We start from the raw sequence: 26371 nt of genomic DNA, 5'->3' as shown, positions 1-26371 counted from the left end.
AGGGATCTGATGGGAATCGAGGAGAAGCTGCCGAGCGGCTTTCTGCTCACGAGTGTGGAGACGGCCGCGGGCTGGGTGCGCAAGGCGTCGCTCTTCCCGGCCACCTTCGGACTCGCCTGCTGCGCGATCGAGATGATGACCACCGGGGCCGGCCGCTACGACCTGGCCCGGTTCGGGATGGAGGTCTTCCGGGGCTCCCCCCGGCAGGCCGACCTGATGATCGTGGCAGGCCGGGTGAGCCAGAAGATGGCGCCGGTGCTGCGCCAGGTGTACGACCAGATGCCCAACCCGAAGTGGGTCATCTCGATGGGGGTCTGCGCCTCCTCGGGCGGGATGTTCAACAACTACGCGATCGTGCAGGGCGTCGACCACATCGTCCCGGTGGACATCTACCTCCCCGGGTGTCCGCCCCGCCCGGAGATGCTGCTGGACGCCATCCTGAAGCTCCACGACAAGATCCAGCACGAGCCGCTGGGCGCGAACCGGCGCCGGGCCGAGGAGCTGGGCGAGGCACTGGCCCTCACGGCCACCCCGGTGAGCGAGATGCGGGGGCAGCTGCGATGAGCGACCAGGTACCCGGAACCCGCAGCGACCCGGAGCAGCCGCGCCGGGAGATCCCCGTCGAGGTGGTCGGCCGGCGCCAGGGCATGTTCGGCGCCCAGGGCAGCGGCGACACCTCCGGCTTCGGCGGGCTCAACACCACGGTCGTCCTGCCGTCCGCGAGCGAACGCCCCTACGGCGGCTGGTTCGACGAGGTCGCGGACGAGCTGGAGGGCGCGCTGGAGGAGCAGGGCCTCGACCCGGCGGACGTGATCGAGAAGACCGTCGTCGACCGCGTCGAGCTCACCTTCCACATCGCCCGCGAACACCTGCTGCGGACGGTGCGCATCCTGCGCGACGACCCCGCGCTCCGCTTCGAGCTCTGCCTCGGCGTGAGCGGCGTGCACCACCCCGGCGACCGGGGCCGGGAACTGCACGCGGTCTACCACCTGCGGTCGATCACCCACGGCCGGTTGATCAGGGTGGAGGTCAGCGCGCCGGACGCGGATCCGCGGATCCCGTCGGTGGTCACCGTCTACCCGACCAACGACTGGCACGAGCGCGAGGCCTACGACTTCTTCGGCCTGGTCTTCGAGGGCCACCCCGCGCTCACCCGGATCATGATGCCGGACGACTGGCTGGGCCACCCGCAGCGCAAGGACTACCCGCTCGGCGGCATCCCCGTCGAGTACAAGGGCGCCCAGATCCCGGCACCCGACCAGCGGAGGTCGTACAGCTGATGAGTACTCGGCACTACGAAGAGGCGGCGGCCGGCGAGGCCGCCCACGCCGGCGCCCGCGAGACCACCGAGGGCCGGGTCTTCACCGTCACCGGGGGCGACTGGGGCGAGGTGGTCGAAGCCGTCGGCCGGGCCGACGACGAGCGCATCATCGTCAACATGGGCCCCCAACACCCCTCCACCCACGGGGTGCTGCGGCTGATCCTGGAGATCGACGGCGAGACGGTGAAGGAGGCCCGCTGCGGCATCGGCTACCTCCACACCGGCATCGAGAAGAACATGGAGTTCCGCAGCTGGGTCCAGGGCACCACCTTCGTGACCCGGATGGACTACCTGACGCCGCTGTTCAACGAGACCGCGTACTGCCTCGCGGTCGAGAAGCTGCTCGGCATCACCGACGACATCCCGGACCGGGCCAGCGTCATCCGCGTCCTGATGATGGAGCTCAACCGGATCTCCTCGCACCTGGTCTGCCTGGCCACCGGCGGCATGGAGATCGGCTCCACCACGCTGATGATCTACGGCTTCCGGGACCGCGAACTCATCCTGGACGTCTTCGAGCTGGTCACCGGCCTGCGGATGAACCACGCGTACGTCCGCCCCGGCGGCCTCGCCCAGGACCTCCCGCCCGGCGCCGTCGACCAGATCCACGAGGCGGTGAAGACCCTCCGCTCGCGGATGCACGAGTACGACAAGCTCGCCACCGGCAACCCGGTGTTCAAGGCCCGGCTGGTCGACGTCGGCTTCCTCGACCTGGCCGGCTGCCTGGCCCTCGGCGCCACCGGCCCGATCCTGCGCGCCACCGGCCTGCCGAACGACCTGCGCAAGAGCGACCCGTACTGCGGCTACGAGGACTACGACTTCGAGGTCGCGACCGCCGACAGCGCCGACTCCTACGGCCGGTTCCTGATCCGGCTGGAGGAGATGCGCCAGTCGCTGCGGATCGTCGAGCAGTGCCTGGAGCGGCTGCGCCCCGGCCCGGTCATGGTGGCCGACAAGAAGATCGCCTGGCCGGCCCAACTGGCCGTCGGCCCGGACGGCATGGGCAACTCGCTCGACCACATCCGCAAGATCATGGGTACCTCGATGGAAGCCCTGATCCACCACTTCAAGCTGGTCACCGAGGGCTTCCGGGTCCCGGCCGGCCAGGCGTACACGGCGGTCGAGTCGCCCAAGGGCGAGCTGGGCGTGCACGTGGTCAGCGACGGCGGCACGCGCCCGTACCGGGTGCACTTCCGGGACCCGTCGTTCACCAATCTGCAGTCGATGGCGGCGATGTGCGAGGGCGGCCAGGTCGCCGACGTGATCGTCGCGGTGGCCGGGATCGACCCGGTGATGGGAGGCGTGGACCGGTGACAGACGTCCAGTTGGGGATGCCGGCACTGCCGGCCAGGCCGTACCCCGAGGAGGTGCGTGCCCGCCTCGCCGCCGACGCGAAGGAGCTGATCGGCCGCTACCCGGTGGCCCGCTCCGCACTCCTGCCGCTGCTGCACCTGGTGCAGGCCGAGGAGGGCTTCGTCAGCACGACCGGCATCCGGTTCTGCGCCGAGCAGTTGGACCTCACCACCGCCGAGGTCACCGCCGTCGCGACCTTCTACACCATGTACCGGCGCCGGCCGGCCGGGAAGTACCACGTCGGGGTCTGCACCAACACCCTGTGCGCGGTGCTCGGCGGCGACCAGATCTTCGACGAGCTCCAGCAGCACCTCGGGGTCGGCAACAACGAGACCACCGAGGACGGCGAGATCTCGATCGAGCACATCGAGTGCAACGCCGCCTGCGACTACGCCCCCGTGGTGATGGTGAACTGGGAGTTCTTCGACGACCAGACCCCGGAGAGCGCCCGGCGGCTGGTCGACGACCTGCGGGCGGGCCGGGAGGTCCGCCCCACCCGCGGTGCCCGGCTCTGCAGCTTCAAGGAGTCCGCCCGCATCCTGGCCGGCTTCCCCGACGAGCGCCCCGGCGCCGTCGACGAGTCCGGTGCCGGCGGCGCGCCCTCGCTGGCCGGCCTGCGCCTCGCCAAGGGCGAGGCCCTGCCCGGGACCGGTGGCACCCGGGTCGTCTCGCCCCGTCACGAAGGGACCGAAGCGTGATGACCTCCGCCGAGCCGGCCGAGAAGTTGCTCACCCCCGTGCTCTCCGCGTCCTGGGACGACAGCCGCCCCTGGACGCTCGCCACCTACCGCCGCCACGCGGGGTACGAGGGGCTGAAGGCCGCCCTCGCGATGCCCCCGGACGACGTGATCGCGCTGGTCAAGGACTCCGGGCTGCGCGGTCGCGGCGGCGCCGGCTTCCCCACCGGCATGAAGTGGCAGTTCATCCCGCAGAACGACGGCAAGCCGCACTACCTGGTGGTCAACGCGGACGAGTCCGAGCCGGGCACCTGCAAGGACATCCCGCTGCTGTTCGCCAACCCGCACGCGCTGATCGAGGGCATGATCATCGCCTCCTACGCGATCCGCTGCGACCACGCGTTCATCTACCTGCGCGGCGAGGTCGTCCCGGTGCTGCGCCGGCTCCAGGCCGCGGTCGCCGAGGCGTACGGGGCCGGGCTGCTCGGCAAGAACATCCTGGGCTCCGGCACCGACCTCGACATCACCGTGCACGCCGGCGCCGGCGCCTACATCTGCGGCGAGGAGACGGCCCTGCTGGACTCGCTGGAGGGGCGCCGCGGCCAGCCCCGGCTGCGCCCGCCGTTCCCGGCGATCGCCGGCCTCTACGCCTGCCCGACGGTGGTCAACAACGTCGAGTCGATCGCCTCGGTGCCGCCGATCCTGGCCCGCGGCAAGGAGTGGTTCAAGAGCCTGGGCACCGAGAAGTCCCCCGGCTTCACGCTCTACTCCCTCTCCGGCCACGTCACCAACCCCGGCCAGTACGAGGCCCCGCTCGGCGTCACGCTGCGCCAGCTGCTGGAGATCAGCGGCGGCGTCCGGACCGGGCACCGGCTGAAGTTCTGGACCCCGGGCGGCTCCTCCACCCCGATGTTCACCGACGAGCACCTCGACGTCCCGCTCGACTACGAGGGCGTCGGCGCGGCCGGCTCGATGCTCGGCACCAAGGCCCTCCAGGTCTTCGACGAGACCACCTGCGTGGTCCGGGCCGTCACCCGCTGGACGGAGTTCTACGCCCACGAGTCCTGCGGCAAGTGCACGCCCTGCCGCGAGGGGACGTACTGGCTCGTCCAGCTGCTCAAGCGGATCGAGGCCGGCGAGGGCGTCGACGGCGACCTGGAGAAGCTGCTCGACATCGCCGACAACATCAACGGCAAGTCCTTCTGCGCGCTGGGGGACGGCGCGGCCAGCCCGATCGTCTCCTCGCTCCAGCACTTCCGGGCCGAGTACGAGCAGCACCTGGCCGAGCGCCGCTGCCCGTTCGACCCGGCCGCCTCCACCGTCTGGGCCGACGGCCCCCGCCCCGGCCACCAGTCCGCCACCGAAAGGGAGGTGCACGCGTGACGATCACAGAACCAGCCACCTCCAAGGCCGCGGTCGACCTGGTCACGCTCACCATCGACGGCATCGAAGTGCAGGTCCCCAAGGGGACGTTGGTGATCCGGGCGGCCGAGCAGATCGGCACCCAGATCCCGCGCTTCTGCGACCACCCGCTGCTCGACCCGGCCGGCGCCTGCCGGCAGTGCATCGTCGAGATCGAGGGCCAGCGCAAGCCCGTCGCCTCCTGCACCATCCCGGTCGCCGAGGGCATGGTGGTCCGCACGCAGGTCAGCTCGCCGGTCGCCGAGAAGGCCCAGCGCGGCGTGATGGAACTGCTGCTGATCAACCACCCGCTGGACTGCCCGGTCTGCGACAAGGGCGGCGAGTGCCCGCTGCAGAACCAGGCGATGTCCACCGGGGACACCGACTCCCGCTTCGAGGGGATGAAGCGGACGTACCAGAAGCCGGTGCCGATCAGCACCCAGGTGCTGCTGGACCGCGAACGCTGCGTGCTCTGCGCCCGCTGCACCCGCTTCTCGCAGCAGATCGCCGGGGACCCGTTCATCGACCTGGTCGAGCGCGGCGCCCTCCAGCAGGTCGGCACCGGCGCGGGGGACGACTTCGAGTCGTACTTCTCCGGCAACACCATCCAGATCTGCCCGGTCGGCGCGCTCACCTCGGCGGCTTATCGTTTCCGCTCCCGCCCGTTCGACCTGGTCTCCTCGCCGAGCGTCTGCGAGCACTGCTCCTCCGGCTGCGCGCAGCGCACCGACCACCGGCGCGGCAAGGTGCTGCGGCGCCTCGCCGGCGAGGACCCGGCGGTCAACGAGGAGTGGAACTGCGACAAGGGCCGGTTCGCCTTCCGCTACGCGCAGCAGCGCGACCGGCTCGCCACCCCGCTGGTCCGCGACCCGGCGACGGGTGAACTCGTCGCCGCCTCCTGGCCGGAGGCGCTGGCCCGGGCCGCCGAGGGGCTGCGCGGCGCCCGCGCCGGAGTGCTCACCGGCGGCCGGGTCACCGTCGAGGACGCCTACGCCTACGCCAAGTTCGCCCGGGTGGTGCTCGGCACCAACGACGTGGACTTCCGGGCCCGCCCGCACAGCGGCGAGGAGGCGGACTTCCTGGCCGCCGCCGTCGCCGGCCGGGGCACCGACCTCGGCCCGGGCGGCGTCGACTACGAGCAACTGGAGGCCGCCCCGGCGGTGCTGCTCGCGGGCTTCGAGCCCGAGGAGGAGTCGCCGATCGTCTTCCTGCGGCTGCGCAAGGCCACCCGGGCCACCGGCCTCAAGGTGTTCTCGATCGCCGCCTACGGCTCCCGGGGCCTGGGCAAGCTGCGCGGCGCCCTGCTGCCGGCCGCCCCCGGCACCGAGGCCGAGTGGCTCGGCGCCCTCGCCGCCGACGAGCCGCTGAACGACGACGCGGGCCGCGCCGCCGAATTGCTCCGCACCCCCGGCGCCGTCATCCTGGCCGGCGAGCGGCTGGCCGCCGCCCCCGGCGCGCTGACCGCCGCGCTGCGCCTCGCGCACGCCACCGGCGCCCGGCTCGCCTGGATCCCGCGCCGGGCCGGCGAACGTGGCGCCGTCGAGGCCGGCGCGCTGCCCGGGCTGCTGCCCGGCGGCCGCCCGGTCACCGCCCCGGCCGCCCGGGCCGAGGCCGCCGCCGCCTGGGGCGTGGCCGAACTCCCCGCCCGGCTCGGCCGGGACACCGACCAGATCCTCGCGGCCGCCGCCCACGGCGACCTGGACGCGCTGCTGGTCGGCGGCGTCGACCCGGACGACCTGCCGGACCCGGTGCTCGCCGAGGAGGCGCTGGCCACCGCGCGGTTCGTGGTCTCGCTGGAGCTGCGCCCGTCCGCCGTCACCGCCGTGGCCGACGTTGTCCTGCCGGTCGCCGCGGTGGCCGAGAAGGCCGGGACCTTCCTGGACTGGGAGGGCCGGGTGCGGATGTTCGAGGCCGCGCTCAAGCCCGACCAGCAGATGGGCCGGCACCTGTACCCGGACCTGCGGGTGCTGAACATGCTGGCGGACGCGCTGGGCCACCGGCTGGGCCTGCCCGACGTCCGGGCCGCCCGGCTGGAGCTGGACCGCTTCGAGCCGTGGACCGGCGACCACCCGGCCGCCCCCGCCGCGCACCCCGGACTGCTGCCCCGGCCGGCCACCGGCCAGGCGGTGCTCGCCGGCTGGCGCCAACTGCTGGACAACGGTTCGCTCCAGCAGGGCGACCCGCACCTGGCCGGCACCCGGCACCCGGCGGTCGCCCGGATCTCACCGGCCACCGCCGAGGAGGTCGGCGCCACCGGGGTGCCCGCCGCGGCGCTGCGCCCGGCCCTGCGGCTGACCGGCCCGGCCGGGTCGCTCACCCTGCCGCTGGAGATCACCAAGGACATCCCGGACCGGACGGTCTGGATCCCGCTCAACTCCACCCCGGGCGGCGCCCACCGCACCCTGGGCACCGCCGTGGGCCACCTGGTCACGATCGCGGCCGACACGATCGCCGTCGCCACCGCGGACGCCACCCCGGACGCCGGTGCCGACGCCGGTGCGGAGCCCCCGGCGCCCACCGGCACGGCGACGGCCGGCACCCCGACCACCGCCCCGACCGCCCCGACCGCCGAGGGGGAGCACCGATGAACCTCGCCGCGTACGAGACCCTGGGCTTCTTCGGCCGCGACCCCTGGTGGCTGGTCCTGCTCAAGGCCGTCTTCTGCTTCGCGTTCCTGGTCGGCACGGTGCTGATCGCGATCGTCTGGGAGCGCAAGGTGGTGGCCTGGATGCAGCTGCGCATCGGCCCCAACCGGCACGGCCCCTGGGGCATGCTGCAGTCGCTCGCCGACGGCGTGAAGCTGGCGCTCAAGGAAGACCTGGTGGTCAAGGGCGCCGACAAGGTGGTCTACATCCTGGCCCCGATCGTCTGCGCCATCCCCGCGTTCATGGCCTTCGCGGTGATCCCCTTCGGCCCGGCCGGTGACGAGGTGTCGGTCTTCGGCACCCGGACCCCGCTGCAGCTGACGGACTTCCCGGTGGCGCTGCTGTACATCCTGGCCACCGCCTCGGTCGGGATCTACGGCATCGTGCTGGCCGGCTGGTCCTCCGGCTCGACCTACCCGCTGCTCGGCGGGCTGCGCTCCTCGGCGCAGATGATCAGCTACGAGATCGCGATGGGCCTGTCCTTCGCGGCGGTGTTCATCTACTCGGGGTCGATGTCCACCTCGGAGATCGTCTCCTCGCAGCAGCCGACCTGGTTCGCGGTGCTGCTGCCGGTCTCCTTCATCGTCTACATCATCGCCATGGTCGGCGAGACCAACCGGGCGCCGTTCGACCTCCCGGAGGCCGAGGGCGAGCTGGTCGGCGGCTTCAACACCGAGTACTCCTCACTGAAGTTCGCGATGTTCATGCTGGCCGAGTACGTCAACATGGTCACCGTCTCGGCCGTCGCCTCCACGCTCTTCCTGGGCGGCTGGCGGGCGCCCTGGCCGGTCTCCACCTTCTGGGAGGGGGCCAACCACGGCTGGTGGCCGATGCTCTGGATCACGCTGAAGATCCAGCTGCTGCTCTTCTTCTTCATCTGGCTGCGCGGCACGCTGCCCCGGCTCCGCTACGACCAGTTCATGAAGCTCGGCTGGAAGGTCCTGATCCCGGTCTCGCTGGTCTGGCTGGTCATGGTGGCCAGCGTCCGGGCGCTGCGCAACGAGGGCTACGACTTCGGCGAGGTGGTGCTGTACGTCGGTGCGCCGGCCGGCGCCGTCCTGCTGCTGGCGCTGCTCCGGGACACCCTGAAGAAGGGGCCCGAACCGGCCGGCCCGGAGGCCGAGGGCGCGCCGCCCGGCGGCGAGTTCGACCCGATGGCCGGCGGCTACCCGGTGCCCCCGCTGCCCGGCCAGCAGCTCCCGCCGGTCCCGCGCCGGCCCAGCCGCGCCCCGAAGCAACTCCAGGACGCCCTCAACGGGTCCGACCATTCCGAAGGGAGCTGACCGCGATGTCGTCCGACCAGAACGACAGGACCGACAAGCCGTCCGTCCTCGGGCCGGCCGCCGGCTTCGGCGTGACCTTCAAGGCCATGTTCAAGAAGCGGCTCACCGAGCAGTACCCGGAGCAGAAGAAGCCCACCGCTCCACGCTTCCACGGCCGCCACCAGCTGAACCGGCACCCGGACGGCCTGGAGAAGTGCGTCGGCTGCGAGCTCTGCGCCTGGGCCTGCCCGGCCGACGCGATCTACGTGGAGGGCGCCGACAACCGCGAGGACGAGCGCTACTCGCCGGGTGAGCGGTACGGGGCGGTCTACCAGATCAACTACGCCCGCTGCATCCTCTGCGGCCTCTGCATCGAGGCCTGCCCGACCCGCGCGCTCACCATGACCAACGAGTACGAACTCGCGGACTCCTCGCGCCAGGACCTCATCTTCACCAAGGACCAGCTGCTGGTCGGCCTCTCCGAAGGCATGGTCGACAGCCCGCACTCGATCTTCCCGGGCGCCGACGAAGGCGCCTACTACCGGGGCGAGATCACCGCGGCGGCGCCCGGGACGGTCCAGCAGGAGAGCACCGACCGGGACAAGGAGGCCCAGCAGTGACCGCCCTGAACCTCGCCGGGCACGGCGCGGCCCTCGCCGCCACCGGGACGACCTCCACCGGTGAGGCCGTCCAGTTCTGGGTGCTCGCGGTGATCGCCGTCGGCGGCGCGCTCGGCATGCTGCTGATGAAGAAGGCCGTGCACAGCGCGCTCTGCCTGGCCGCCACCATGCTCGCCCTGGCGGTCTGTTACATGGCCCAGGGCGCGGTCTTCCTGGGCGTGGTGCAGATCGTCGTCTACACCGGCGCGATCATGATGCTCTTCCTGTTCGTGGTGATGCTGGTCGGTGTCACCAGCGCGGACTCGCTGAAGGAGCAGCTGAAGGGCCAGCGGTTCGCCGCCGTCCTGTGCGGGCTCGGGTTCGGCGTGCTGCTGGTGGCCGGCATCGCCAACGCCAGGCTGGACACCTTCACCGGCCTCGCCGAGGCCAACGCCGAGGGCAACGTCCAGGGACTGGCCCGGCTGATCTTCACCAAGTACGTCTGGGCCTTCGAGGTCACCGGCGCGCTGCTGATCACCGCCGCGATCGGCGCCATGGTGCTGACCCACCGTGAGCACGTGACGGCCCCGAAGACCCAGCGCGAGCTGGCCGCCCAGCGGGTCAAGGACAACATCCAGCTGCCGCCGCTGCCCGCGCCGGGCGTCTACGCCCGGCACAACGCGGTCGACGTCCCGGGCCTGTTGCCGGACGGCACCGTCGCCGAGGACTCGGTGATGGCGACCCTGCGCGACCGCGGCCAGATCCGCGACGTCAGCCAGGAGATGCTGCGGCGGATGGCCGAGCTGGAGAACACCACCGCCGACTGGCTGGGCCGCCCGTCGTCCGAGCGCCCGCCGGTCGCCGGCCCGCGCAAGGAGCTGGAGCCGGTCCCGCACGACCGGCCGGCGTCGGCCGGCCACGACGAGGAGGGCGCGGAGTGAATCCGGTCAACTACCTCTATCTCTCCGCCCTGTTGTTCACCATCGGCGCCTCCGGCGTGCTGATCCGGCGGAACGCGATCGTGCTGTTCATGTGCGTGGAGCTGATGCTCAACGCCTCGAACCTGGCCCTGGTCACGTTCTCCCGGCTGCACGGCAACCTGGACGGCCAGATCATCGCGTTCTTCACCATGGTGGTCGCGGCGGCCGAAGTAGTGGTCGGTCTCGCCATCATCGTGTCCATCTTCCGGACCAGGCACTCGGCTTCGGTCGATGACAGCAACCTGATGAAGCTGTAGGCGGAGGGCCTTCGGTGAACTCTCTCATTCCGCTGCTGGTGGCAGCGCCGCTGGCCGGCGCCGCCCTGCTGCTCCTCGGTGGCCGCCGCTTCGACCGGTTCGGCCACTGGCTGGCCACCGCTCTGGCCGCGCTCTCGTTCGGCTTCGGGCTCGCGCTGTTCTCGGAGCTGCTGGGCCGCGAGGCCGAGGACCGCTCGATCACCGAGCACCTGTTCAGCTGGATCCCGGTCAACGGGTTCCAGGCCGACGTCGCGTTCCAACTCGACCAGCTCTCGATCACCTTCGTCCTGCTGATCACCGGTGTGGGCACGCTGATCCACCTCTACTCGGTGGGGTACATGGCGCACGACGAGCGCCGGCGCCGCTTCTTCGCGTACCTGAACCTCTTCCTGGCGGCCATGCTGCTGCTGGTGCTCGCCGACAACTACCTGCTGCTGTACGTCGGCTGGGAGGGCGTCGGGCTCGCCTCGTACCTGCTGATCGGCTTCTGGCAGCACAAGCCGAGCGCCGCGACGGCCGCCAAGAAGGCGTTCATCGTGAACCGGGTCGGCGACATGGGCCTCTCCATCGCGATCATGCTGATGTTCGTGGAGTTCGGCTCCTTCGCCTTCGGCCCGATCCTCGGCACCGAGGGCGCGGCCGGTGCGGCCGGCCAGGCCAGTGAGGGCAAGCTGACCGCCATCGGGCTGATGCTGCTGCTGGCGGCCTGCGGCAAGTCCGCCCAGGTCCCGCTGCAGTCCTGGCTCGGAGACGCCATGGAGGGCCCGACCCCGGTCTCGGCCCTGATCCACGCGGCCACCATGGTGACCGCCGGCGTCTACCTGATCACCCGCTCCGGTGCCATCTTCAACCTGGCGCCGGACGCCCAGACCGCCGTGGTGGTGGTCGGCGCGGTCACCCTGCTGTTCGGGGCGATCGTCGGTTGCGCCAAGGACGACATCAAGAAGGCGCTGGCCGGTTCGACGATGTCGCAGATCGGCTACATGATCCTGGCGGCGGGCCTCGGCCCGATCGGCTACGCCTTCGCGATCATGCACCTGGTGACCCACGGCTTCTTCAAGGCCGGGCTCTTCCTCGGCGCCGGGTCGGTCATGCACGGCATGAACGACGAGGTGAACATGCGGCACTACGGCGGCCTGCGCAAGTACATGCCGATCACCTTCGTCACCTTCGGCCTCGGCTACCTGGCCATCATCGGGTTCCCCGGCCTGTCCGGCTTCTTCTCCAAGGACAAGATCATCGAAGCGGCCTTCGCCAAGGGCGGCACGGAGGGCTGGATCCTCGGCCTCTGCACCCTGGTCGGCGCCGCGATCACCGCGTTCTACATGACCCGGGTGATGATCCTGACCTTCTTCGGCGAGAAGCGCTGGCAGCCGGACGCGGACGGCAACGACCCGCACCCGCACGAGTCGCCCAGGACCATGACCATCCCGATGATCGTGCTCGCGTTCGGCTCGGTCTTCGCCGGCGGACTGTTCGCCCTGAACAGCTCCTTCGTCACCTGGTTGGAGCCGGTCACCGGGCACTCCGAGGGGGACTCCCCGCTCAGCCCGCTGGTGGTCACCCTGCTCACCATGGTCTGCATGCTGGCCGGTGTCGCGCTGTCGTACCTGATGTACGGCCGCTCCACCGTCCCCGTGGTGCCGCCGGTCGGCTCCCCGCTCACCCGGGCGGCCCGCCGGGACCTCCTCCAGGACGACTTCAACCACGCCGTCCTGGTGCGCCCCGGGTCCGCGCTCGCCGCGGCGCTGGTCTACTTCGACAGCCGCGGCCTGGACGGCTTCGTCAACGGCCTGGCCGCCACCATCGGCGGGATCTCCGGCCGGCTGCGGCGGATCCAGAACGGCTACGTCCGCACCTACGCACTCTCCATGTTCGGCGGCACGCTGGTGCTGGTCGCCACGACTCTCCTGATGAGGTCCGTCTGATGGACAGGGATTACACAGACCTTCGGGGAGGCGCGGCATGAGTGCCCTGCTGACCGCCACCTGCGCCGTCCCGGCGGCCGGCGCGGTGCTCACCGCCGCGCTGCCCGCCGGGACGACCGGGCCCCGGCGGCGGACCACCAAGCTCGTCGCCCTCGGCGTCTCGGCCGTCACGCTGGCCCTGGCGGCCACCGCGGCGGCCCGGTTCGACCCCGACGGGGCCCGCTACCAGCTGACCGAGTCCTACAGCTGGATCCGCTCCTTCGGCATCACCTTCTCGCTCGGCGTGGACGGCATCGGCGCCGTGCTGGCCCTGCTCACGGCCGTCCTGGTGCCGATCGTGATGCTCGCCTCCTGGCACGACGCCGACCCGCCCGCCGAACCGGCCCCCGCGCCGGACGGCAGCTTCGAGAACCGGCGCCGCACCCAGGGCTACTTCGCCCTGATCCTGGCCGTCGAGGCGATGGTGATCGTCTCCTTCTACGCCACCGACGTCTTCCTCTTCTACGTGTTCTTCGAAGCCATGCTGATCCCGATGTACTTCCTCATCGGCGGCTTCGGCGACAAGGCGGGCGGCCCCGAGTCGGCCCGCCAACGGTCCTACGCCGCGGTGAAGTTCCTGCTGTACAACCTGCTCGGCGGCCTGGTCATGCTGGCCGCCGTGATCGGGCTGTACGTGATCGCGCAGGACCAGGGGTTCGGCACCTTCGACCTCCGGACGCTGACCTCGGCGATCGCCGACGGCAAGCTGGTCCTCAGCGGCACCGCCGAGAAGGCGCTGTTCCTCGGCTTCTTCTTCGCCTTCGCCGTGAAGGCCCCGCTCTGGCCGCTGCACACCTGGCTGCCCAACGCGATGGGCGAGTCCACCGCCGGCACGGCCGTGCTGATCACCGCGGTGGTCGACAAGGTCGGCACCTTCGCGATGCTCCGCTTCTGCCTCGGGCTCTTCCCGGACGCCTCGAAGACCTTCGCCCCGGCGATCCTGGTCCTCTCGGTGATCGGGATCATCTACGGCGCGCTGCTGGCCATCGGCCAGAAGGACATCAAGCGGCTGGTCGCGTACGCCTCGATCTCGCACTTCGGCTTCATCATCATGGGCATCTTCGCGCTGACCAGCCAGGGCCAGAGCGGCGCCACCCTCTACATGGTCAACCACGGCATCTCCACCGCCGCGTGGATGCTGGTGGCCGGCTTCCTGATCTCCCGCCGCGGCTCGCGCCTGATCGCCGACTACGGCGGCGTGCAGAAGGTCGCCCCGGTGCTCGCCGGGACGTTCCTGATCGGTGGCCTGGCCACGCTGTCGCTGCCCGGGCTGGCGCCCTTCGTCAGCGAGTTCCTGGTCCTGGTCGGCACGTTCACCCGGTACCCGGCGATCGGCATCGTCGCCACCTTCGGCATCGTGCTCGCCGCGCTCTACGCGCTGCTGCTCTACCAGCGCACCATGACCGGACCGGTCAAGGAGGGCGTGCGCGGCATGCCCGACCTCAAGGCGCGCGAACTCGCGGTCGTCGCACCGCTGGTGGCCCTGACCATCCTGCTCGGCGTCTACCCCAAGCCGCTCACCGACATCGTCAACCCGTCGGTGGACGCGACGCTCTCGCAGGTCCACGAGACCGACCCGGCGCCGGCCCACCCGGTCGCCGCCACCTCAGGAGGTGAGCACAAGTGAGCACCACCGGTTGGCTCGCCGCCGCGGGCGGCAACACGTCGAGCATCCCGGCCCCGCACGTCGAGTACGGCCAGCTCTCCCCGATGCTGGTGGTGTTCGGCGCCGCCGTGCTCGGCATCCTGCTGGAGGCCTTCCTGCCCCGCCGGCACCGGCACTGGGCCCAGGTCTCGGTGGCCCTGCTCGGCCTGGCCGGCGCGTTCACCGCCGTGGTGGTGCTCGCCGCCCAGGGCTACGGCTCCACCAAGGTCGACCTGCTCGCCATGGGCTCGGTCGCCCTGGACGGCCCCGCGCTGTTCCTGCAGGGCGTGATCCTGCTGGCCTCCGTGGTCGCCGTGCTCACCTACGCGGAGCGGAAGCTGGAGCCCAAGGCCGGCGGCGAGCCGGCCGACGCGTTCGCGGCGCAGGCCTCCGCCACGCCCGGCGGCGAGCAGGAGCGCGCCGCCGTCCGGGCCGGCTTCGCCACCAGCGAGGTCTTCCCGCTCACCATGTTCGCGGTCGGCGGCATGCTGCTGTTCCCCGCCGCCAACGACCTGCTGACCATGTTCGTGGCGCTGGAGGTCTTCTCCCTCCCGCTCTACCTGCTCTGCGCGCTGGCCCGCCGCCGCCGGCTGCTCTCCCAGGAGGCGGCGGTCAAGTACTTCCTGCTCGGCGCCTTCGCCTCGGCGTTCTTCCTGTTCGGCACCGCCCTGCTGTACGGGTACGCGGGCAGCGTCCGGCTCGGCGAGATCTCGGACGTCATCTCCGGCAAGGCCCTGGCCACCCCGGCGCTGCTCTCCACCACGCAGAACGACGCCCTGCTCCTGATCGGCCTGGCGATGCTCGCGGTCGGCCTGCTCTTCAAGGTCGGCGCGGTGCCCTTCCACTCCTGGACCCCGGACGTCTACCAGGGCGCCCCGACCCCGGTCACCGGGTTCATGGCGGCGGCGACCAAGGTGGCCGCCTTCGGGGCCATGCTCCGGCTGTTCTACGTCGCCTTCCCCGGCCTGCGGCTGGACTGGCGGCCGGTGATGTGGGGCGTGGCCATCCTGACCATGGTGGTCGGCGCGATCCTGGCCGTCACCCAGCAGGACGTGAAGCGGCTCCTCGCCTACTCCTCCGTCGCGCACGCCGGGTTCATCCTCACCGGCGTGATCGCCACCAACAAGCAGGGCCTCGGCTCGGTGCTCTTCTACCTGCTGGCGTACTCCTTCGTGACCCTCGGCGCCTTCGCCGTGGTCACCCTGGTGCGCGACTCCAAGGGCGAGGCCACCCACCTGTCCAGCTGGGCGGGGCTCGGCCGGCGGTCCCCGCTGGTCGCGGCGGTCTTCGCGCTCTTCCTGCTGGCCTTCGCGGGCATCCCGCTCACCTCGGGCTTCACCGGGAAGTTCGCGGTCTTCCAGGCCGCGGCGGCCGGCGGGGCGACCCCGCTGGTGATCGTGGGTGTGCTCAGCTCGGCGGTGGCCGCGTTCTTCTACATCCGGGTCATCGTGCTGATGTTCTTCTCGGACCCGCAGCCCGGCGGCCCCACCGTGGCCATCCCGAGCGCCTTCACGGCGACCGCGATCGGCATCGGCGTGGTGGTCACCATCGGCCTCGGGGTGCTGCCGCAGTACTTCCTGGACCTGGCGTCGAAGGCCTCGCTCTTCGTTCGCTGAGCCCGCCGTCCGGGCGCCGCCCGGACCCGCTCCACCGGCCGGAACCGCTCCGGCCGCGCCCCACCGTCCGGGCCGCGCACTCGTCCGCGCGGCCCGGACGTGTCGTCTCCGGACCGGCTCCCACCAGCGGGTCCGGCCCGATCATGACAGGATCCGCACGCCCGTGCAGTGATCCACTCGCGACCGGATACCCTGCCTGTATGGCCAGCGGCGGCACTCAGGGACCAGGCCGCTAGATCGACCAGGGACAGAGGAGTGGTCTTCGTGACCGTCGTGGGACCCTTTGGGCTCAACGTGCAGGACCGCGATCTGACCCGCGATGTCCAGTCCGGGATGGACGCGGTGGAGGTCGCGCTCACCGAGGCCGTGAAGAGTGACGTCCCGTTCATCACCGTCACCGCCAGCCATCTGATGGAGGCCGGCGGCAAGCGCTTCCGTCCGCTGCTGGTGATGCTCGCCGCGCAGTTCGGCGACGCCAACGCCCCGGGCGTGGTCCCGGCCGCCGTGGTGGTCGAGCTGACCCACCTCGCGACGCTCTACCACGACGACGTCATGGACGAGGCCCCCGTGCGCCGCGGCGCCCCCAGCGCCAACTCGCGCTGGGACAACTCGGTCGCCATCCTCACCGGTGACTTCCTCTTCTCCCGCGCCTCCCAGGTGCTCGCCGACCTCGGCCCGGAGGCCGTCCGGCTGCAGGCCGACGCGTTCGAACGGCTGGTCACCGGCCAGATCCTGGAGACCGCCGGCCCCCGCCCGGAGGACGACCCGCTGGACCACTACCTCGCCGTGCTGGCCGGCAAGACCGGCTCGCTGATCGCCGTCTCCTGCCGGCTCGGCGCGCTGATGGCCGGCGCCGAGCCGTGGGTGACCGACATCCTCAGCGCGTACGGCGAGCGGATCGGCATCGCCTTCCAGCTGGCCGACGACGTGCTCGACATCGCCAGCGACGGCCACGAGTCCGGCAAGACCCCCGGCACCGACCTGCGCGAGGGCGTGCCGACGCTGCCCACGCTGCTGCTCCGGCAGATGCCGGTCGACGAGTCCGACCCGGCCGACCTGCGGCTGCGCGAGCTGGTCGAGAACGACCTCGCCGACGACGACCTGCACGCCGAGGCGCTGCGCCTGCTCCGCCGCCACCCGGCACTGGAGCGCGCCCGTCGGGAGACCCTGCGGCACGCGGAGGAGGCCCGCGCGCTGCTCGACCCGCTGCCCGACAGCGCGGCCAAGGCGGCCCTCCAGGGCCTGTGCGACGCGGTGGCCATCCGCACCATGTGACCGGCGGCCCGCGCATGTGCCCCGCCGTGCACCGGAGGTGACCGGCCGTCCGCCGCCTGTGTCCGGCCGTCCGCCGCCTGTTACCGGCCGTCCGGGCCCTGCTCCGGCCGGCCGGGCGCACCCGCCCGGCGGTCGGCGACCGCGGTCGGCGGGATTCTCCGCCCGGCGGACCGGGGCGTCCGCGGATAGGGAAGACTGACCTCGTCAGCACCGTCCGCAGCGCCGCCAACCGGAAGGCCACCATGCTTCGTGTCGTCATCGCCGAGGACTCCGTCCTGCTTCGGGAGGGCCTGACCAGGCTGCTGACCGACCGCGGTCTGGAGGTCGTGGCGGGAGTCGGCGACGGCGAGGCGCTGCTGAAGGCCGTCCACGACCTGGCCGGCGCCGGCGCCCTGCCCGACGTGGTGGTCGCCGACGTCCGGATGCCCCCGACCCACACCGACGAGGGGGTGCGCGCCTGCGTCACGCTGCGCGGCCTCTACCCCGAGGTGGGCGTCCTGGTGCTGTCGCAGTACGTCGAGGAGCGCTACGCCTCCGAGCTGCTGGCCGGCTCCACCCGGGGCGTCGGGTACCTGCTGAAGGACCGGGTGGCCGAGGTCCGCGAGTTCGTCGACGCCGTGGTGCGGGTGGCCGGGGGCGGCACCGCGCTGGACCCCGAGGTCGTCCAGCAGCTGCTCAGCCGCAGCCGCAAGGGCGACGTCCTGGCCGGGCTGACCCCGCGCGAGCGCGAGGTGCTCGGGCTGATGGCGGAGGGCCGGACCAACGCGGCGGTGGCCAAGCAGCTGGTGGTCTCGGACGGCGCGGTGGAGAAGCACGTCAGCAACATCTTCCTCAAGCTGGGCCTGGCCCAGAGCTCCGAGGACCACCGGCGGGTGCTCGCGGTGCTCACCTACCTGAACTCGTAGCGGGGCCGCCCGCTGGCCGACGGCGGGGGTGACAGCGGGGCGCGGGCGGTCTCCGGCCCGCCGGACGGCCCCCGGCCCGCGTTCGCGTCCCGGTCCGCGACACGCGGGGGCGGGGCGCGCGGAGCCCGTCCGAGCGCCCGAGCAGGGGCGTTCCCGCCGGTGTCCGGCCGGTCACGTACCGTGTTTCCGTGACATCCGGCGGTGATTTCCCGCCGCATCGGGTAGTTCCGTCCAAGGCAATCCTTACCCGCATAGGATGCGAGAGGTGCACCAGGCGGACGGGGCACACGGCTCACGCCCGCGGCTGGTGCCCACGAGGAGGTCCGCGGCAGTGACCAGTCAGGTCGATCAGTCAGAAGCGGTGGACGGTCCGGACGGCGACGAGGGCCGCTCCGGGCCCGGTGAGGGCCGCTCCGGCCCCGCCGTGCCGGCCGGTCCGCAGCCCAGGCGAGCCAAGCCGATCCGCAGATTGGACCGGGTGATCATCCGCTTCGCCGGGGACTCCGGCGACGGCATGCAGCTCACCGGTGACCGCTTCACCTCGGAGACGGCGTCCTTCGGCAACGACCTCTCCACCCTGCCCAACTTCCCGGCCGAGATCCGGGCCCCCGCCGGCACGCTCCCGGGGGTCTCGTCCTTCCAGCTCCACTTCGCCGACCACGACATCCTGACCCCGGGGGACGCGCCCAACGTCCTGGTGGCGATGAACCCGGCCGCCCTGAAGGCCAACGTGCCGGACCTGCCGCGCGGCGCGGAGATCATCGTCAACACCGACGAGTTCACCAAGCGCGCCCTGGCCAAGGTCGGCTACCCGGCCGACCCGCTGGGGGACGGCTCGCTGGAGGCCTACCACCTGCACAAGGTGCCGCTGACCACGCTGACCCTGGAGGCGCTCAAGGACAGCGGGCTGACCCGCAAGGACGCCGAGCGCGCCAAGAACATGTTCGCGCTGGGCCTGCTCTCCTGGATGTACCACCGGCCCACCCACGGCACCGAGTCCTTCCTGCGTACCAAGTTCGCCAAGAAGCCGCTGATCGCCGAGGCCAACATCAGCGCCTTCCGGGCGGGCTGGAACTTCGGGGAGACCACGGAGTCCTTCGCCGTCTCGTACGAGGTGCCGCCGGCCAAGCTGCCACCGGGCCGCTACCGCAACATCTCCGGCAACCTGGCCCTGTCGTACGGACTGATCGCCGCCTCCGAGCGCTCCGGGCTGCCGCTCTACCTCGGCTCGTACCCGATCACCCCGGCCTCGGACATCCTGCACGAGCTGAGCAGACACAAGAACTTCGACGTACGGACCTTCCAGGCGGAGGACGAGATCGCCGGCATCGGCGCGGCGCTCGGTGCCTCGTTCGGCGGCGCGCTGGGCGTGACCACCACCTCCGGCCCGGGCGTGGCCCTGAAGAGCGAGACCATCGGCCTGGCCGTCTCGCTCGAACTGCCCCTGCTGGTGGTCGACATCCAGCGCGGCGGTCCGTCCACCGGCCTGCCGACCAAGACCGAGCAGGCGGACCTGCTGCAGGCGATGTTCGGCCGCAACGGCGAGGCGCCGGTGCCGATCGTCGCCCCGGCGACCCCGGCCGAGTGCTTCGACGCGGCCCTGGAGGCGGCCCGGATCGCCGTCACCTACCGCACCCCGGTGTTCCTGCTGTCGGACGGCTACCTGGCCAACGGGTCCGAACCCTGGCGGATCCCCGAGGTCGGCGAACTGCCCGAGATCACCCCGGACTTCGCGACCGGCCCGAACCGCGAGGACGGCGCGTTCTGGCCCTACCAGCGCGACCCGCAGACGCTGGCCCGCCCCTGGGCGGTGCCCGGCACGCCGGGCCTGGAGCACCGGATCGGCGGGATCGAGAAGCAGGACGGCACGGGGAACATCTCCTACGACCCCGCCAACCACGACTTCATGGTCCGCACCCGTCAGGCGAAGGTGGACGGCATCGCGGTGCCGGCGCTGGAGGTCGACGACCCCGGCGGCGAGGCACGGGTCCTGGTCCTCGGCTGGGGGTCGACGTACGGGCCGATCACCGCCGCCGTCCGCCGGGTCCGGGCCGACGGCGGGCAGGTCGCCCAGGCGCACCTGCGCAACCTCAATCCGTTTCCGGCCAATCTCGGTGCGGTGCTGAAGGGTTACGACAAGGTCATCGTTCCCGAGATGAACCTCGGGCAGCTGGCGCTGCTGCTGCGGGCCAAGTACCTGGTGGACGCGCAGTCCTACAACCAGGTGCGTGGACTGCCCTTCAAGGCGGCCCAGTTGGCGGACGTGCTGTGGGCGGCGATCGGCAGCCTGGACGAGGCGGGTGCTGCTTCGGGGGCTGCCTCGGGTGCTGCTTCGGCGAACGAGGAGGACAACCGATGAGCGAGAAGTTTCCCTCCTTGAAGCTGGTGCCGAAGGCCGAAGGGCCCCAGACCGCCAAGGAGTTCAAGACCGACCAGGAGGTCCGCTGGTGTCCCGGCTGCGGGGACTACGCGATCCTGGCGGCGGTGCAGGCCTTCATGCCGGAGCTGGGGATCAAGCGGGAGAACACCGTCTTCGTCTCCGGCATCGGGTGCTCCTCCCGTTTCCCGTACTACATGAATACCTATGGCGTGCACTCGATCCACGGGCGCGCACCGGCCATCGCCACCGGGCTGGCCTCCTCCCGGCAGGACCTGAGCGTCTGGGTGGTGACGGGTGACGGCGACGCCCTCTCGATCGGCGGCAACCATCTGATCCACGCGCTACGGCGGAACGTCAATCTGAAGATCCTGCTGTTCAACAACCGGATCTACGGCCTCACCAAGGGCCAGTACTCGCCGACCAGCGAGGTCGGCAAGATCACCAAGTCCACGCCGATGGGCTCCCTGGACGCGCCCTTCAACCCGCTCTCGCTGGCCATCGGCGCGGAGGCCACCTTCGTCGCCCGGACCATCGACTCCGACCGCCAGCACCTCCAGTCCGTGCTGCGGGCGGCGGCGGAGCACGAGGGCACCGCGCTGGTGGAGATCTACCAGAACTGCAACATCTTCAACGACGGCGCCTTCGAGATCCTGAAGGAGTCCGGCACCCGGGACGAGGCCCTGATCCGACTGGAGCACGGCCGGCCGATCCGCTTCGGCGCCGACGGGGCGCAGGGCGTCTTCCGGGATGCCGACGGCGAGCTGTACGTCGACACCGTCACGGCCGACAACGAGGCCTCGGTGGTGGTCCACGACGCCCACGCCGCAGGCTCCGCGGCGGCGTTCGCGCTCTCCCGGATCGCCGACGCCGACACCCTGCACCACACCCCGATCGGTGTCCTGCGCAGCGTCCGCCGGCCGGTCTACGACGAGCTGATGGCCGCCCAGCTGACCACCGCCGTGGCGCAGCGCGGCACCGGCGACCTGGCCGGTCTGCTGGCCGGCAGCGACACCTGGACGGTCGACTGACCGCCGCCGGGCGGACGACGGCTCCCCGGCGGGAGCGATCCCTCCCGCCGGGGGCCACCGCCGGGTCGGTATGACAGGTGTCATCCCGAGGAGCTGCCCCCGGGCACTACGGGCCGACGGCCGCCCGGTCCTACCGTTCTTGCCATGACGAACACGAAGCTCGTTGACACCAGGACCGACGTCCACGTGAGCATCATCGGTGGCACCCGGCTGGCGGGCCGGGAGGTCCACCGCCGCACCGTGACCGCCTCGCTGATCGGCGGTGCGGACATCGACCTGACGGATGTGGAGATCCCCGAGGGCGCCGAGTTCCGGATCACCAAGCTGAGCCTGATCGGCGGGGTGAGGCTGAAGGTCCGCCCGAACGTGCGCGTCGTGGTCAGCGGTCTGCGCCTCGGCGGCGTCCGCGACGACGGCCGTACCGAACTCGGCGGTCCGACCGTGCACGTGGGGGCCTGGGGCCTGCTCGGTGGTGTGAGCGTCCGCCGCCCGTGAGTACCCGGGGTCGTGAGCGCCCGGTCGGTCGGGGAAGGCCGGGTCGGGGGGAGGTCGGTCGGGGGGAGGTCGGCCGGTCCGTGGTCCGGTGCGGCTGGGTATCGTCCGGGTATGGCCGAACTGATCGCACCGACCACCCGTCTGCACGCCAACTGGCTTGAGGCGCACAAGGAATGGGGCCCGGGGAGCCATGAGGACGGCTTCGGGCTCACGCCGGGCGACGAGGTCGACTCCCCGGCCGGCTTCGCCGCCTGGATCTCCCGGCTGGCCGCCGAGGAGGCGCCGTCGCACCCGGCCGAGGCCGGGGCGCTGGCCTTCCGCTACCGCTGGATCGTGGAGGACGGCCGGGTCCTGGGCGGCATCGTCCTGCGGTACGGAGTGCACGGCTTCGTCCCGTACTTCGGCCACATCGGCTACGGCATCCGGCCCTCCGCCCGCCGCCGCGGACTGGCGGCGTGGGCGTTGGGCCGGATGCTCGACGAAGCCCGCACGGTCGGCCTGGACCGCGTCCTGGTCGCCTGCGCGGTGGACAACATCGCCTCGGTCCGGACCATCGAGGGCCGGGGAGGTGTTCTCGAAAGCGTCCAGGACACCAAGTTCGGTGCCGTTCGCCGCTACTGGATCGGGCTCCAGGGCGACCCGGCGCCCGTCGCCCGGCCGACGGCCGGGGTGTCGTCGCGGACGTCCGGTTCCTGTCGCCGGACTCCTACTGCTGGGCCCACTCGACCAGCTGGATGACCACCCCGTTCGGGTCGGTGACCTGGAACAGCCTCTCGCCCCAGGGCTCGTCGCGCAGCGGCATGGTGATCTCCACGCCGGCGGCCCGCAGGCGGGCCTCCTCGGCCGCCACGTCCGCCACGGTGAACGCCAGGATCAGCCCGGCGGCGTGCTGGTCCCGGAAGCCCTCGGGCAGCACGTCGAGGCCGCGGCGCAGGTAGACGACGTTCATCCCGGAGTCCGGGCGCCCGAGCGAGACGAACCCGTCGGCCGCCATCTGCTCGGCGAACCCGAAGTGCTGCTGGAGGAAGGTGGCGGAGGCGGTGACGTCCTCGACGGTGAGTGAGACGGCGGCGCCGGTGATCTGCATGGAGGAGTGCCCTTTCGTCGGCGGTTATCCCGTACGCAGTACACTATACATAGTACGGAGTATTGCGCCAGGGGTCTGCGAGGGGAGTGGGCGGGGAGCGCGCGGGATCGGGGCTTGTGTTGGAGTGAACTCCAACTCATACCGTCGTCATGTCGGCCGGGGAGGACTCCTCCCGGGGCCGGAAGCCCGATCGCCCGTCCCTGATTGCGGCCGTCCCGACGGCAGAAACGGATCACCCATGACGAACGCCATCGCCACCGCCTCCACCATTGCCGCCGCCACCGCGGCTGTCCGGCAGGAGCGCTTCGACCACGGCATGGGCGTCCTGGCCCGGATCGACGGCGAGAGCGGCCAGAAGGTCATCGAGGCGCTGGCGGACGTCTCGCCGGAACTCGGCCACCAGGTCGTCGCCTGGGCCTTCGGCGACATCTACGACCGCCCGGGCCTGGCGCCGCGCGACCGACAGCTGGTGACCCTCGGCATGCTCACCGCGCTCGGCGGCTGCGAGCCCCAGCTGGAGGTGCACATCAACGCGGCCCTCAACGTCGGGCTCGGTCGGGAGGAGATCGTCGAGGCGCTGCTGCACTCGGCCGTCTACTGCGGGATGCCCCGCGCCCTCAACGCGACGTTCGTCGCCAAGAAGGTCTTCGGGGAGCGCGGCCTGCTGCCCGTCGCAGTGCCGGCCGAGGGCTGACCCCGAGTGGGGCCGGGGGCCGGGGGCCGGGGGGTGGGGGTGTGGCGGGGCGCGACGGGGCGTCAGGAGTCGGAGGCGCCCGGGTCGGAGCGGCGGGACGACTTGGCGAAGGCCTTGAAGGCGGCGAGGAGCCCGTCACGGGCGACCCCCGCGAACAGTACGGCGACCCGGAGCGGGTAGTTCCGGGCGTACCGGGCCCGAACGGAGCGGACGGCACGCGGGGCCGCGGGGTCCTGGCGGGGCGTCGGGCAGTGGGGCTCGTTCATGAGGGGACGGTACCTCGGGGGGTCGGCGTGCGGCCGTGGCCGGTGCGGTCGGTGCGGTCGGAGCGGTCGGAGCGGTCGGAGCGGTAGGAGCGGTAGGTGCGGGGGGGGGGGGGGGGGGGGGGGGGGGGGGGGGGGGGGGGGGAAGCACCCCCCCCCCCCCCCCCCCGGCCGGGTGCTGCGGGTCGATCAGGACGCGGGCACACCAGGGGTGGCGCCGCGCTCGGTGAGCATGTCGGTGATCAGCTGGATCTCCGAGGTCTGCCCGACCACCATGGACTGGGCGAGCCGCTTCTCGGTCTCGTTCTTCGCCAGGTCGACGTAGCCCTGGGCCATCTCCACCCCGCCCTTGTGGTGCTCCAGCATCAGCTGCAGGTAGAGCACCTCGGCGTCCCGCCCGGTGAGCGAGCCCAGCTTGGCGAGCTGGGTGTTGGTGGCCATGCCGGGCATCAGCGAACCGTCGTGCGCCGTGTAGTCGTGGCCCATCTTCATCCAGGCCATCGGCTTGGCCGCCGAGTGCTGCGGGAGCCCCCACTGGTCGAGCCAGCCCATCATCATCCCGCGCTGGTTCGCCTGGGTGTTGATGATGTCGAAGGCGAGGGTGCGCACCGACGCGTCGCCGGTCCGGTCCCGGACGATGAACGACAGGTCCACGGCCTGCTGGTGGTGGGTCGCCATGTCACGGGCGAACCCGGCCTCGGGCGAGTCGTCCGCCGGGGCCGCGATCGAGGACGAGCCGGACGCCGAGGTCCCGCTCGCCACCAGCGCGGGGACCCCGAGCGCGAGGGCGAGCGCGGCGGCCAGCGCCGCCGGCCACCAGAGCCGCTTGCGGCCGGGCCGGGGCGCCGCGTCCGAGGTGTCGTCCAGGGCGTCGCCGTGGCCGGTGTCCCGGCCGTCGTCGTGCGCCCCGGACACCGCCGCGTCGGCGGTCACATCGCCCCCATGGTGCAGGACGCGCCCGGCTCCTGGGTCTGCTTGCCCTGCACGTACTTGGTGAAGAACTCGCCCACCCGGGGGTCACTGGCGCTGTCCACCACCAGCTGGGTGCTCCAGGCGCTGAGGGTGATGGTGCCCTTCTCGTCCGGGTACGGGCTCATCAGCGAGTACGGGGTGGCCTTGACCTTGTCGGAGAGGGTCTTGATGTCGTCCGGCGTGGCCTTGCCGTTGTAGGTCACCCAGACCGCGCCGTGCTCCAGCGAGTGGACGGCGCGCTCGTTCTCGACCGGCTGGTCGTAGACGTGGCCCATGCAGTCCAGCCAGATCGCGTTGTGGTCGCCGCCGACCGGCGGGGTCTGCGGGTAGGTGACCTTCTCCTTGACGTGGTTGCGGCTCAGGTCGCCGAAGGTCTGGACGCCGTCGATCGGCGCGGCGGCCGCGGTCTCCTTGGCCTTCTTGTCGTTGTTGGCGTCGACCACGATCCAGGTGCCGGTGGCGATCGCGGCGACCACCAGGGTCCCGGCGATCACCGAGGCGATGATCTTGTTGCGGCGGTCGCGGCGCTGCTCGGCGGCGCGCAGCTCGGCTATCCGGGCACGACGGTCGAGACCGGCCTGCTTGCCGCTCGGCTTGTTGGACTGCTTCGAGGCGGAACCCATGAGGTGTCCTTGTCCCCGCCGCGCGCTTCGGGCGCGGCGGTCAGATGAGAGGGCGGAGGGGCGGATCCGTCGGCGCCACCCCGGCCGCCGTCCGTTCGGACGGGCGGGGGGAGGACCGGCGGTGGGTTCCGCTCAGGACCGGTGAACTTGGAGCTCGTGCAGGTCGGGTGCCGGGCGCGGACCGTCCGGGAGCCCGCGCGGGAGCATCCGGGGCCGGGCCCCGGGAGTCTCCGGGTGGGGCGTCAGGGCGGGCTGCTGCTGGGGCGGCGGATTGGGCAGCTGGGCGTCCTGGGCGCAGTACGGGTGACCGGAGCAGCCGTTGTCGCGGTGCGGCGGCTCGCCGTCGGCGGAGCACCACGTCCGGTGCCGCTTCTGCTCGGCGAGCCGGTCGGCGAGCGTGTCGGCCGGACCGGTGCGCGGGGCTCCGGCCTGCCGGGACGCGTGCTCCGCCGCCGGCGTCCGCGCCGCTCCGGCGGTCGACGGTGTCCCGGGGGTCGGAGGTGTCCCGGCGGTCCGCGGTGTCCCCGTCGTCGGGGCGGCCGCGAGGGCCGGGCCGGCGACGCCGTCCGGAACGGACGCGGGGGCGGACCGGTCCACCGAGACCGCCTGGGCCTGGCCCGCGCACGGGAGCGCCGCCAGCAGCCCGACCAGCAGGAGGAACCACAGGGCGCCCACCGGGCGGCCCGCGAACGCGGTCCTCCCCGGTCGGAGCGATCTGGGGGCCGACGCGGTCATGCGCACATTTAATCAGCCGAACGGGTGAAGCGATGCCCCTCCTCGGCCCCCATTTTCGGCCTCCGAACCTCCTGAATACCCCGGAAACGCCCTGCTCGGGGCAGTTCCGGCAAGCGCGGACGGAACGGAAACGAAACATGGGGCGAACCCGGTCATCGGGATCATCCGATCAGTGTGCGGTTGTCGCCGAAA

Annotated in this window: 24 protein-coding genes and 1 pseudogene; 20 read left to right on the top strand and 5 right to left on the bottom strand. The window is 71.9% G+C overall.

The genetic code is table 11. The annotated features are described in order from the left end of the window. Positions 1-9: 9 nt before the first annotated feature. The 19 genes and pseudogenes from ACZ4UX_RS04910 to ACZ4UX_RS04820 all read left to right on the top strand — a co-directional run bounded on the left by ACZ4UX_RS04910 (position 10) and on the right by ACZ4UX_RS04820 (position 22543). On the top strand, positions 10-564 hold the full coding sequence (locus ACZ4UX_RS04910; RefSeq protein WP_329489235.1) for a NuoB/complex I 20 kDa subunit family protein: 555 nt from the start codon (positions 10-12) through the stop codon (positions 562-564). Beyond that, complete coding sequence (locus ACZ4UX_RS04905; protein WP_465705620.1) at positions 561-1280, top strand: NADH-quinone oxidoreductase subunit C; 720 nt, start codon at positions 561-563, stop codon at positions 1278-1280. The genes ACZ4UX_RS04910 and ACZ4UX_RS04905 overlap by 4 nt, the downstream gene beginning before the upstream one ends. After that, the gene (locus ACZ4UX_RS04900; protein ID WP_465705619.1) at positions 1280-2635 is read left to right on the top strand and encodes an NADH-quinone oxidoreductase subunit D; all 1356 of its coding nucleotides are present in this window, start codon (positions 1280-1282) and stop codon (positions 2633-2635) included. The genes ACZ4UX_RS04905 and ACZ4UX_RS04900 overlap by 1 nt, the downstream gene beginning before the upstream one ends. Beyond that, positions 2632-3372, top strand: coding sequence for an NADH-quinone oxidoreductase subunit NuoE (nuoE, locus tag ACZ4UX_RS04895; RefSeq protein WP_465705618.1), 741 nt, complete (start codon positions 2632-2634; stop codon positions 3370-3372). Before ACZ4UX_RS04900 ends, nuoE begins: the two co-directional genes overlap by 4 nt. After that, a complete protein-coding gene (gene nuoF / locus ACZ4UX_RS04890; protein WP_329489239.1) occupies positions 3372-4733 on the top strand; it encodes an NADH-quinone oxidoreductase subunit NuoF in 1362 nt (453 codons plus the stop codon). The genes nuoE and nuoF overlap by 1 nt, the downstream gene beginning before the upstream one ends. Further along, a pseudogene (locus tag ACZ4UX_RS04885) lies at positions 4730-7186 on the top strand (NADH-quinone oxidoreductase subunit G); the annotation flags it as partial. The gene nuoF and the pseudogene ACZ4UX_RS04885, both read left to right, overlap by 4 nt. A gap of 149 nt (positions 7187-7335) precedes the next feature. Then, positions 7336-8679 (top strand): NADH-quinone oxidoreductase subunit NuoH, encoded by a 1344-nt coding sequence (nuoH, locus tag ACZ4UX_RS04880; RefSeq protein WP_329489241.1) that lies wholly within the window; start codon positions 7336-7338, stop codon positions 8677-8679. A 5-nt stretch (positions 8680-8684) separates the two neighbouring features. Then, the gene (gene nuoI / locus ACZ4UX_RS04875; RefSeq protein ID WP_329489242.1) at positions 8685-9278 is read left to right on the top strand and encodes an NADH-quinone oxidoreductase subunit NuoI; all 594 of its coding nucleotides are present in this window, start codon (positions 8685-8687) and stop codon (positions 9276-9278) included. Positions 9279-9283: 5 nt separating this feature from the next. Then, positions 9284-10198 carry an NADH-quinone oxidoreductase subunit J gene (locus ACZ4UX_RS04870; protein ID WP_465705962.1) on the top strand — a complete coding sequence of 305 codons (915 nt, stop codon included), beginning with the start codon at positions 9284-9286 and terminating at the stop codon, positions 10196-10198. Beyond that, positions 10195-10494 carry an NADH-quinone oxidoreductase subunit NuoK gene (gene nuoK, locus ACZ4UX_RS04865; protein WP_209412994.1) on the top strand — a complete coding sequence of 100 codons (300 nt, stop codon included), beginning with the start codon at positions 10195-10197 and terminating at the stop codon, positions 10492-10494. The genes ACZ4UX_RS04870 and nuoK overlap by 4 nt, the downstream gene beginning before the upstream one ends. A gap of 14 nt (positions 10495-10508) precedes the next feature. After that, positions 10509-12422 carry an NADH-quinone oxidoreductase subunit L gene (gene nuoL, locus ACZ4UX_RS04860; protein WP_352290596.1) on the top strand — a complete coding sequence of 638 codons (1914 nt, stop codon included), beginning with the start codon at positions 10509-10511 and terminating at the stop codon, positions 12420-12422. Between the two features lie 37 nt (positions 12423-12459). Beyond that, positions 12460-14088, top strand: a complete 1629-nt coding sequence (locus ACZ4UX_RS04855) for an NADH-quinone oxidoreductase subunit M (protein WP_352290598.1) — start codon at positions 12460-12462, stop codon at positions 14086-14088. After that, positions 14085-15722: an NADH-quinone oxidoreductase subunit NuoN gene (nuoN, locus tag ACZ4UX_RS04850; RefSeq protein ID WP_465705617.1), complete on the top strand. Its 1638-nt coding sequence runs from the start codon at positions 14085-14087 to the stop codon at positions 15720-15722. Before ACZ4UX_RS04855 ends, nuoN begins: the two co-directional genes overlap by 4 nt. 264 nt (positions 15723-15986) lie before the next feature. Next, positions 15987-16997 (top strand): polyprenyl synthetase family protein, encoded by a 1011-nt coding sequence (locus ACZ4UX_RS04845; RefSeq protein ID WP_465705616.1) that lies wholly within the window; start codon positions 15987-15989, stop codon positions 16995-16997. 242 nt (positions 16998-17239) lie between these two features. Further along, complete coding sequence (locus ACZ4UX_RS04840; protein ID WP_329489248.1) at positions 17240-17902, top strand: response regulator transcription factor; 663 nt, start codon at positions 17240-17242, stop codon at positions 17900-17902. A gap of 256 nt (positions 17903-18158) precedes the next feature. After that, positions 18159-20261, top strand: coding sequence for a 2-oxoacid:acceptor oxidoreductase subunit alpha (locus ACZ4UX_RS04835; RefSeq protein ID WP_465705615.1), 2103 nt, complete (start codon positions 18159-18161; stop codon positions 20259-20261). Then, entirely contained in the window at positions 20258-21310 is a 1053-nt protein-coding gene (locus ACZ4UX_RS04830; RefSeq protein WP_465705613.1) for a 2-oxoacid:ferredoxin oxidoreductase subunit beta, read from the top strand. The genes ACZ4UX_RS04835 and ACZ4UX_RS04830 overlap by 4 nt, the downstream gene beginning before the upstream one ends. 144 nt (positions 21311-21454) lie before the next feature. Further along, the gene (locus ACZ4UX_RS04825) at positions 21455-21805 is read left to right on the top strand and encodes a hypothetical protein (RefSeq protein ID WP_465705611.1); all 351 of its coding nucleotides are present in this window, start codon (positions 21455-21457) and stop codon (positions 21803-21805) included. A 111-nt stretch (positions 21806-21916) separates the two neighbouring features. Continuing rightward, the gene (locus ACZ4UX_RS04820; protein ID WP_359836681.1) at positions 21917-22543 is read left to right on the top strand and encodes a GNAT family N-acetyltransferase; all 627 of its coding nucleotides are present in this window, start codon (positions 21917-21919) and stop codon (positions 22541-22543) included. Here ACZ4UX_RS04820 and ACZ4UX_RS04815 read toward each other — a convergent pair. After that, a complete protein-coding gene (locus tag ACZ4UX_RS04815) occupies positions 22512-22892 on the bottom strand; it encodes a VOC family protein (RefSeq protein WP_465705608.1) in 381 nt (126 codons plus the stop codon). The two genes, ACZ4UX_RS04820 and ACZ4UX_RS04815, sit on opposite strands and share 32 nt — an antisense overlap. Positions 22893-23130: 238 nt before the next feature. On the opposite strand from ACZ4UX_RS04815, the gene ACZ4UX_RS04810 reads away from it, so the two are divergent. Next, entirely contained in the window at positions 23131-23586 is a 456-nt protein-coding gene (locus ACZ4UX_RS04810) for a carboxymuconolactone decarboxylase family protein (RefSeq protein ID WP_359836679.1), read from the top strand. Between the two features lie 62 nt (positions 23587-23648). Here ACZ4UX_RS04810 and ACZ4UX_RS04805 read toward each other — a convergent pair whose 3' ends face one another. From ACZ4UX_RS04805 to ACZ4UX_RS04790, 4 genes are all read right to left on the bottom strand, one after another. Continuing rightward, positions 23649-23852, bottom strand: coding sequence for a hypothetical protein (locus ACZ4UX_RS04805; protein ID WP_465705606.1), 204 nt, complete (start codon positions 23850-23852; stop codon positions 23649-23651). Between the two features lie 186 nt (positions 23853-24038). Then, positions 24039-24782, bottom strand: a complete 744-nt coding sequence (locus ACZ4UX_RS04800; RefSeq protein ID WP_465705604.1) for a DUF305 domain-containing protein — start codon at positions 24780-24782, stop codon at positions 24039-24041. Beyond that, positions 24779-25444 (bottom strand): DUF3105 domain-containing protein, encoded by a 666-nt coding sequence (locus ACZ4UX_RS04795; protein WP_465705602.1) that lies wholly within the window; start codon positions 25442-25444, stop codon positions 24779-24781. Before ACZ4UX_RS04795 ends, ACZ4UX_RS04800 begins: the two co-directional genes overlap by 4 nt. 132 nt (positions 25445-25576) lie before the next feature. Beyond that, entirely contained in the window at positions 25577-26179 is a 603-nt protein-coding gene (locus ACZ4UX_RS04790; RefSeq protein ID WP_465705600.1) for a hypothetical protein, read from the bottom strand. Positions 26180-26371 lie beyond the last annotated feature (192 nt).

The sequence above is a fragment of the Kitasatospora sp. NPDC028961 genome (assembly GCF_055564815.1).
Note: the sequence above shows the minus strand (reverse complement) of the source record. Positions and strands in the feature narration are given on the sequence as shown.

What these genes read in the sequence shown, in the direction of transcription:
- ACZ4UX_RS04910 (WP_329489235.1), top strand. Translation starts at nt 10, where the DNA reads ATGGGAATCGAGGAGAAGCTGCCGAGCGGCTTTCTGCTCACGAGTGTG.
- ACZ4UX_RS04905 (WP_465705620.1), top strand. Translation starts at nt 561, where the DNA reads ATGAGCGACCAGGTACCCGGAACCCGCAGCGACCCGGAGCAGCCGCGC.
- ACZ4UX_RS04900 (WP_465705619.1), top strand. Translation starts at nt 1,280, where the DNA reads ATGAGTACTCGGCACTACGAAGAGGCGGCGGCCGGCGAGGCCGCCCAC.
- nuoF (WP_329489239.1), top strand. Translation starts at nt 3,372, where the DNA reads ATGACCTCCGCCGAGCCGGCCGAGAAGTTGCTCACCCCCGTGCTCTCC.
- nuoH (WP_329489241.1), top strand. Translation starts at nt 7,336, where the DNA reads ATGAACCTCGCCGCGTACGAGACCCTGGGCTTCTTCGGCCGCGACCCC.
- nuoI (WP_329489242.1), top strand. Translation starts at nt 8,685, where the DNA reads ATGTCGTCCGACCAGAACGACAGGACCGACAAGCCGTCCGTCCTCGGG.
- ACZ4UX_RS04855 (WP_352290598.1), top strand. Translation starts at nt 12,460, where the DNA reads ATGAGTGCCCTGCTGACCGCCACCTGCGCCGTCCCGGCGGCCGGCGCG.
- ACZ4UX_RS04840 (WP_329489248.1), top strand. Translation starts at nt 17,240, where the DNA reads ATGCTTCGTGTCGTCATCGCCGAGGACTCCGTCCTGCTTCGGGAGGGC.
- ACZ4UX_RS04835 (WP_465705615.1), top strand. Translation starts at nt 18,159, where the DNA reads ATGCGAGAGGTGCACCAGGCGGACGGGGCACACGGCTCACGCCCGCGG.
- ACZ4UX_RS04830 (WP_465705613.1), top strand. Translation starts at nt 20,258, where the DNA reads ATGAGCGAGAAGTTTCCCTCCTTGAAGCTGGTGCCGAAGGCCGAAGGG.
- ACZ4UX_RS04825 (WP_465705611.1), top strand. Translation starts at nt 21,455, where the DNA reads ATGACGAACACGAAGCTCGTTGACACCAGGACCGACGTCCACGTGAGC.
- ACZ4UX_RS04820 (WP_359836681.1), top strand. Translation starts at nt 21,917, where the DNA reads ATGGCCGAACTGATCGCACCGACCACCCGTCTGCACGCCAACTGGCTT.
- ACZ4UX_RS04815 (WP_465705608.1), bottom strand. Translation starts at nt 22,892, where the DNA reads ATGCAGATCACCGGCGCCGCCGTCTCACTCACCGTCGAGGACGTCACC.
- ACZ4UX_RS04810 (WP_359836679.1), top strand. Translation starts at nt 23,131, where the DNA reads ATGACGAACGCCATCGCCACCGCCTCCACCATTGCCGCCGCCACCGCG.
- ACZ4UX_RS04805 (WP_465705606.1), bottom strand. Translation starts at nt 23,852, where the DNA reads ATGAACGAGCCCCACTGCCCGACGCCCCGCCAGGACCCCGCGGCCCCG.
- ACZ4UX_RS04795 (WP_465705602.1), bottom strand. Translation starts at nt 25,444, where the DNA reads ATGGGTTCCGCCTCGAAGCAGTCCAACAAGCCGAGCGGCAAGCAGGCC.
- ACZ4UX_RS04790 (WP_465705600.1), bottom strand. Translation starts at nt 26,179, where the DNA reads ATGACCGCGTCGGCCCCCAGATCGCTCCGACCGGGGAGGACCGCGTTC.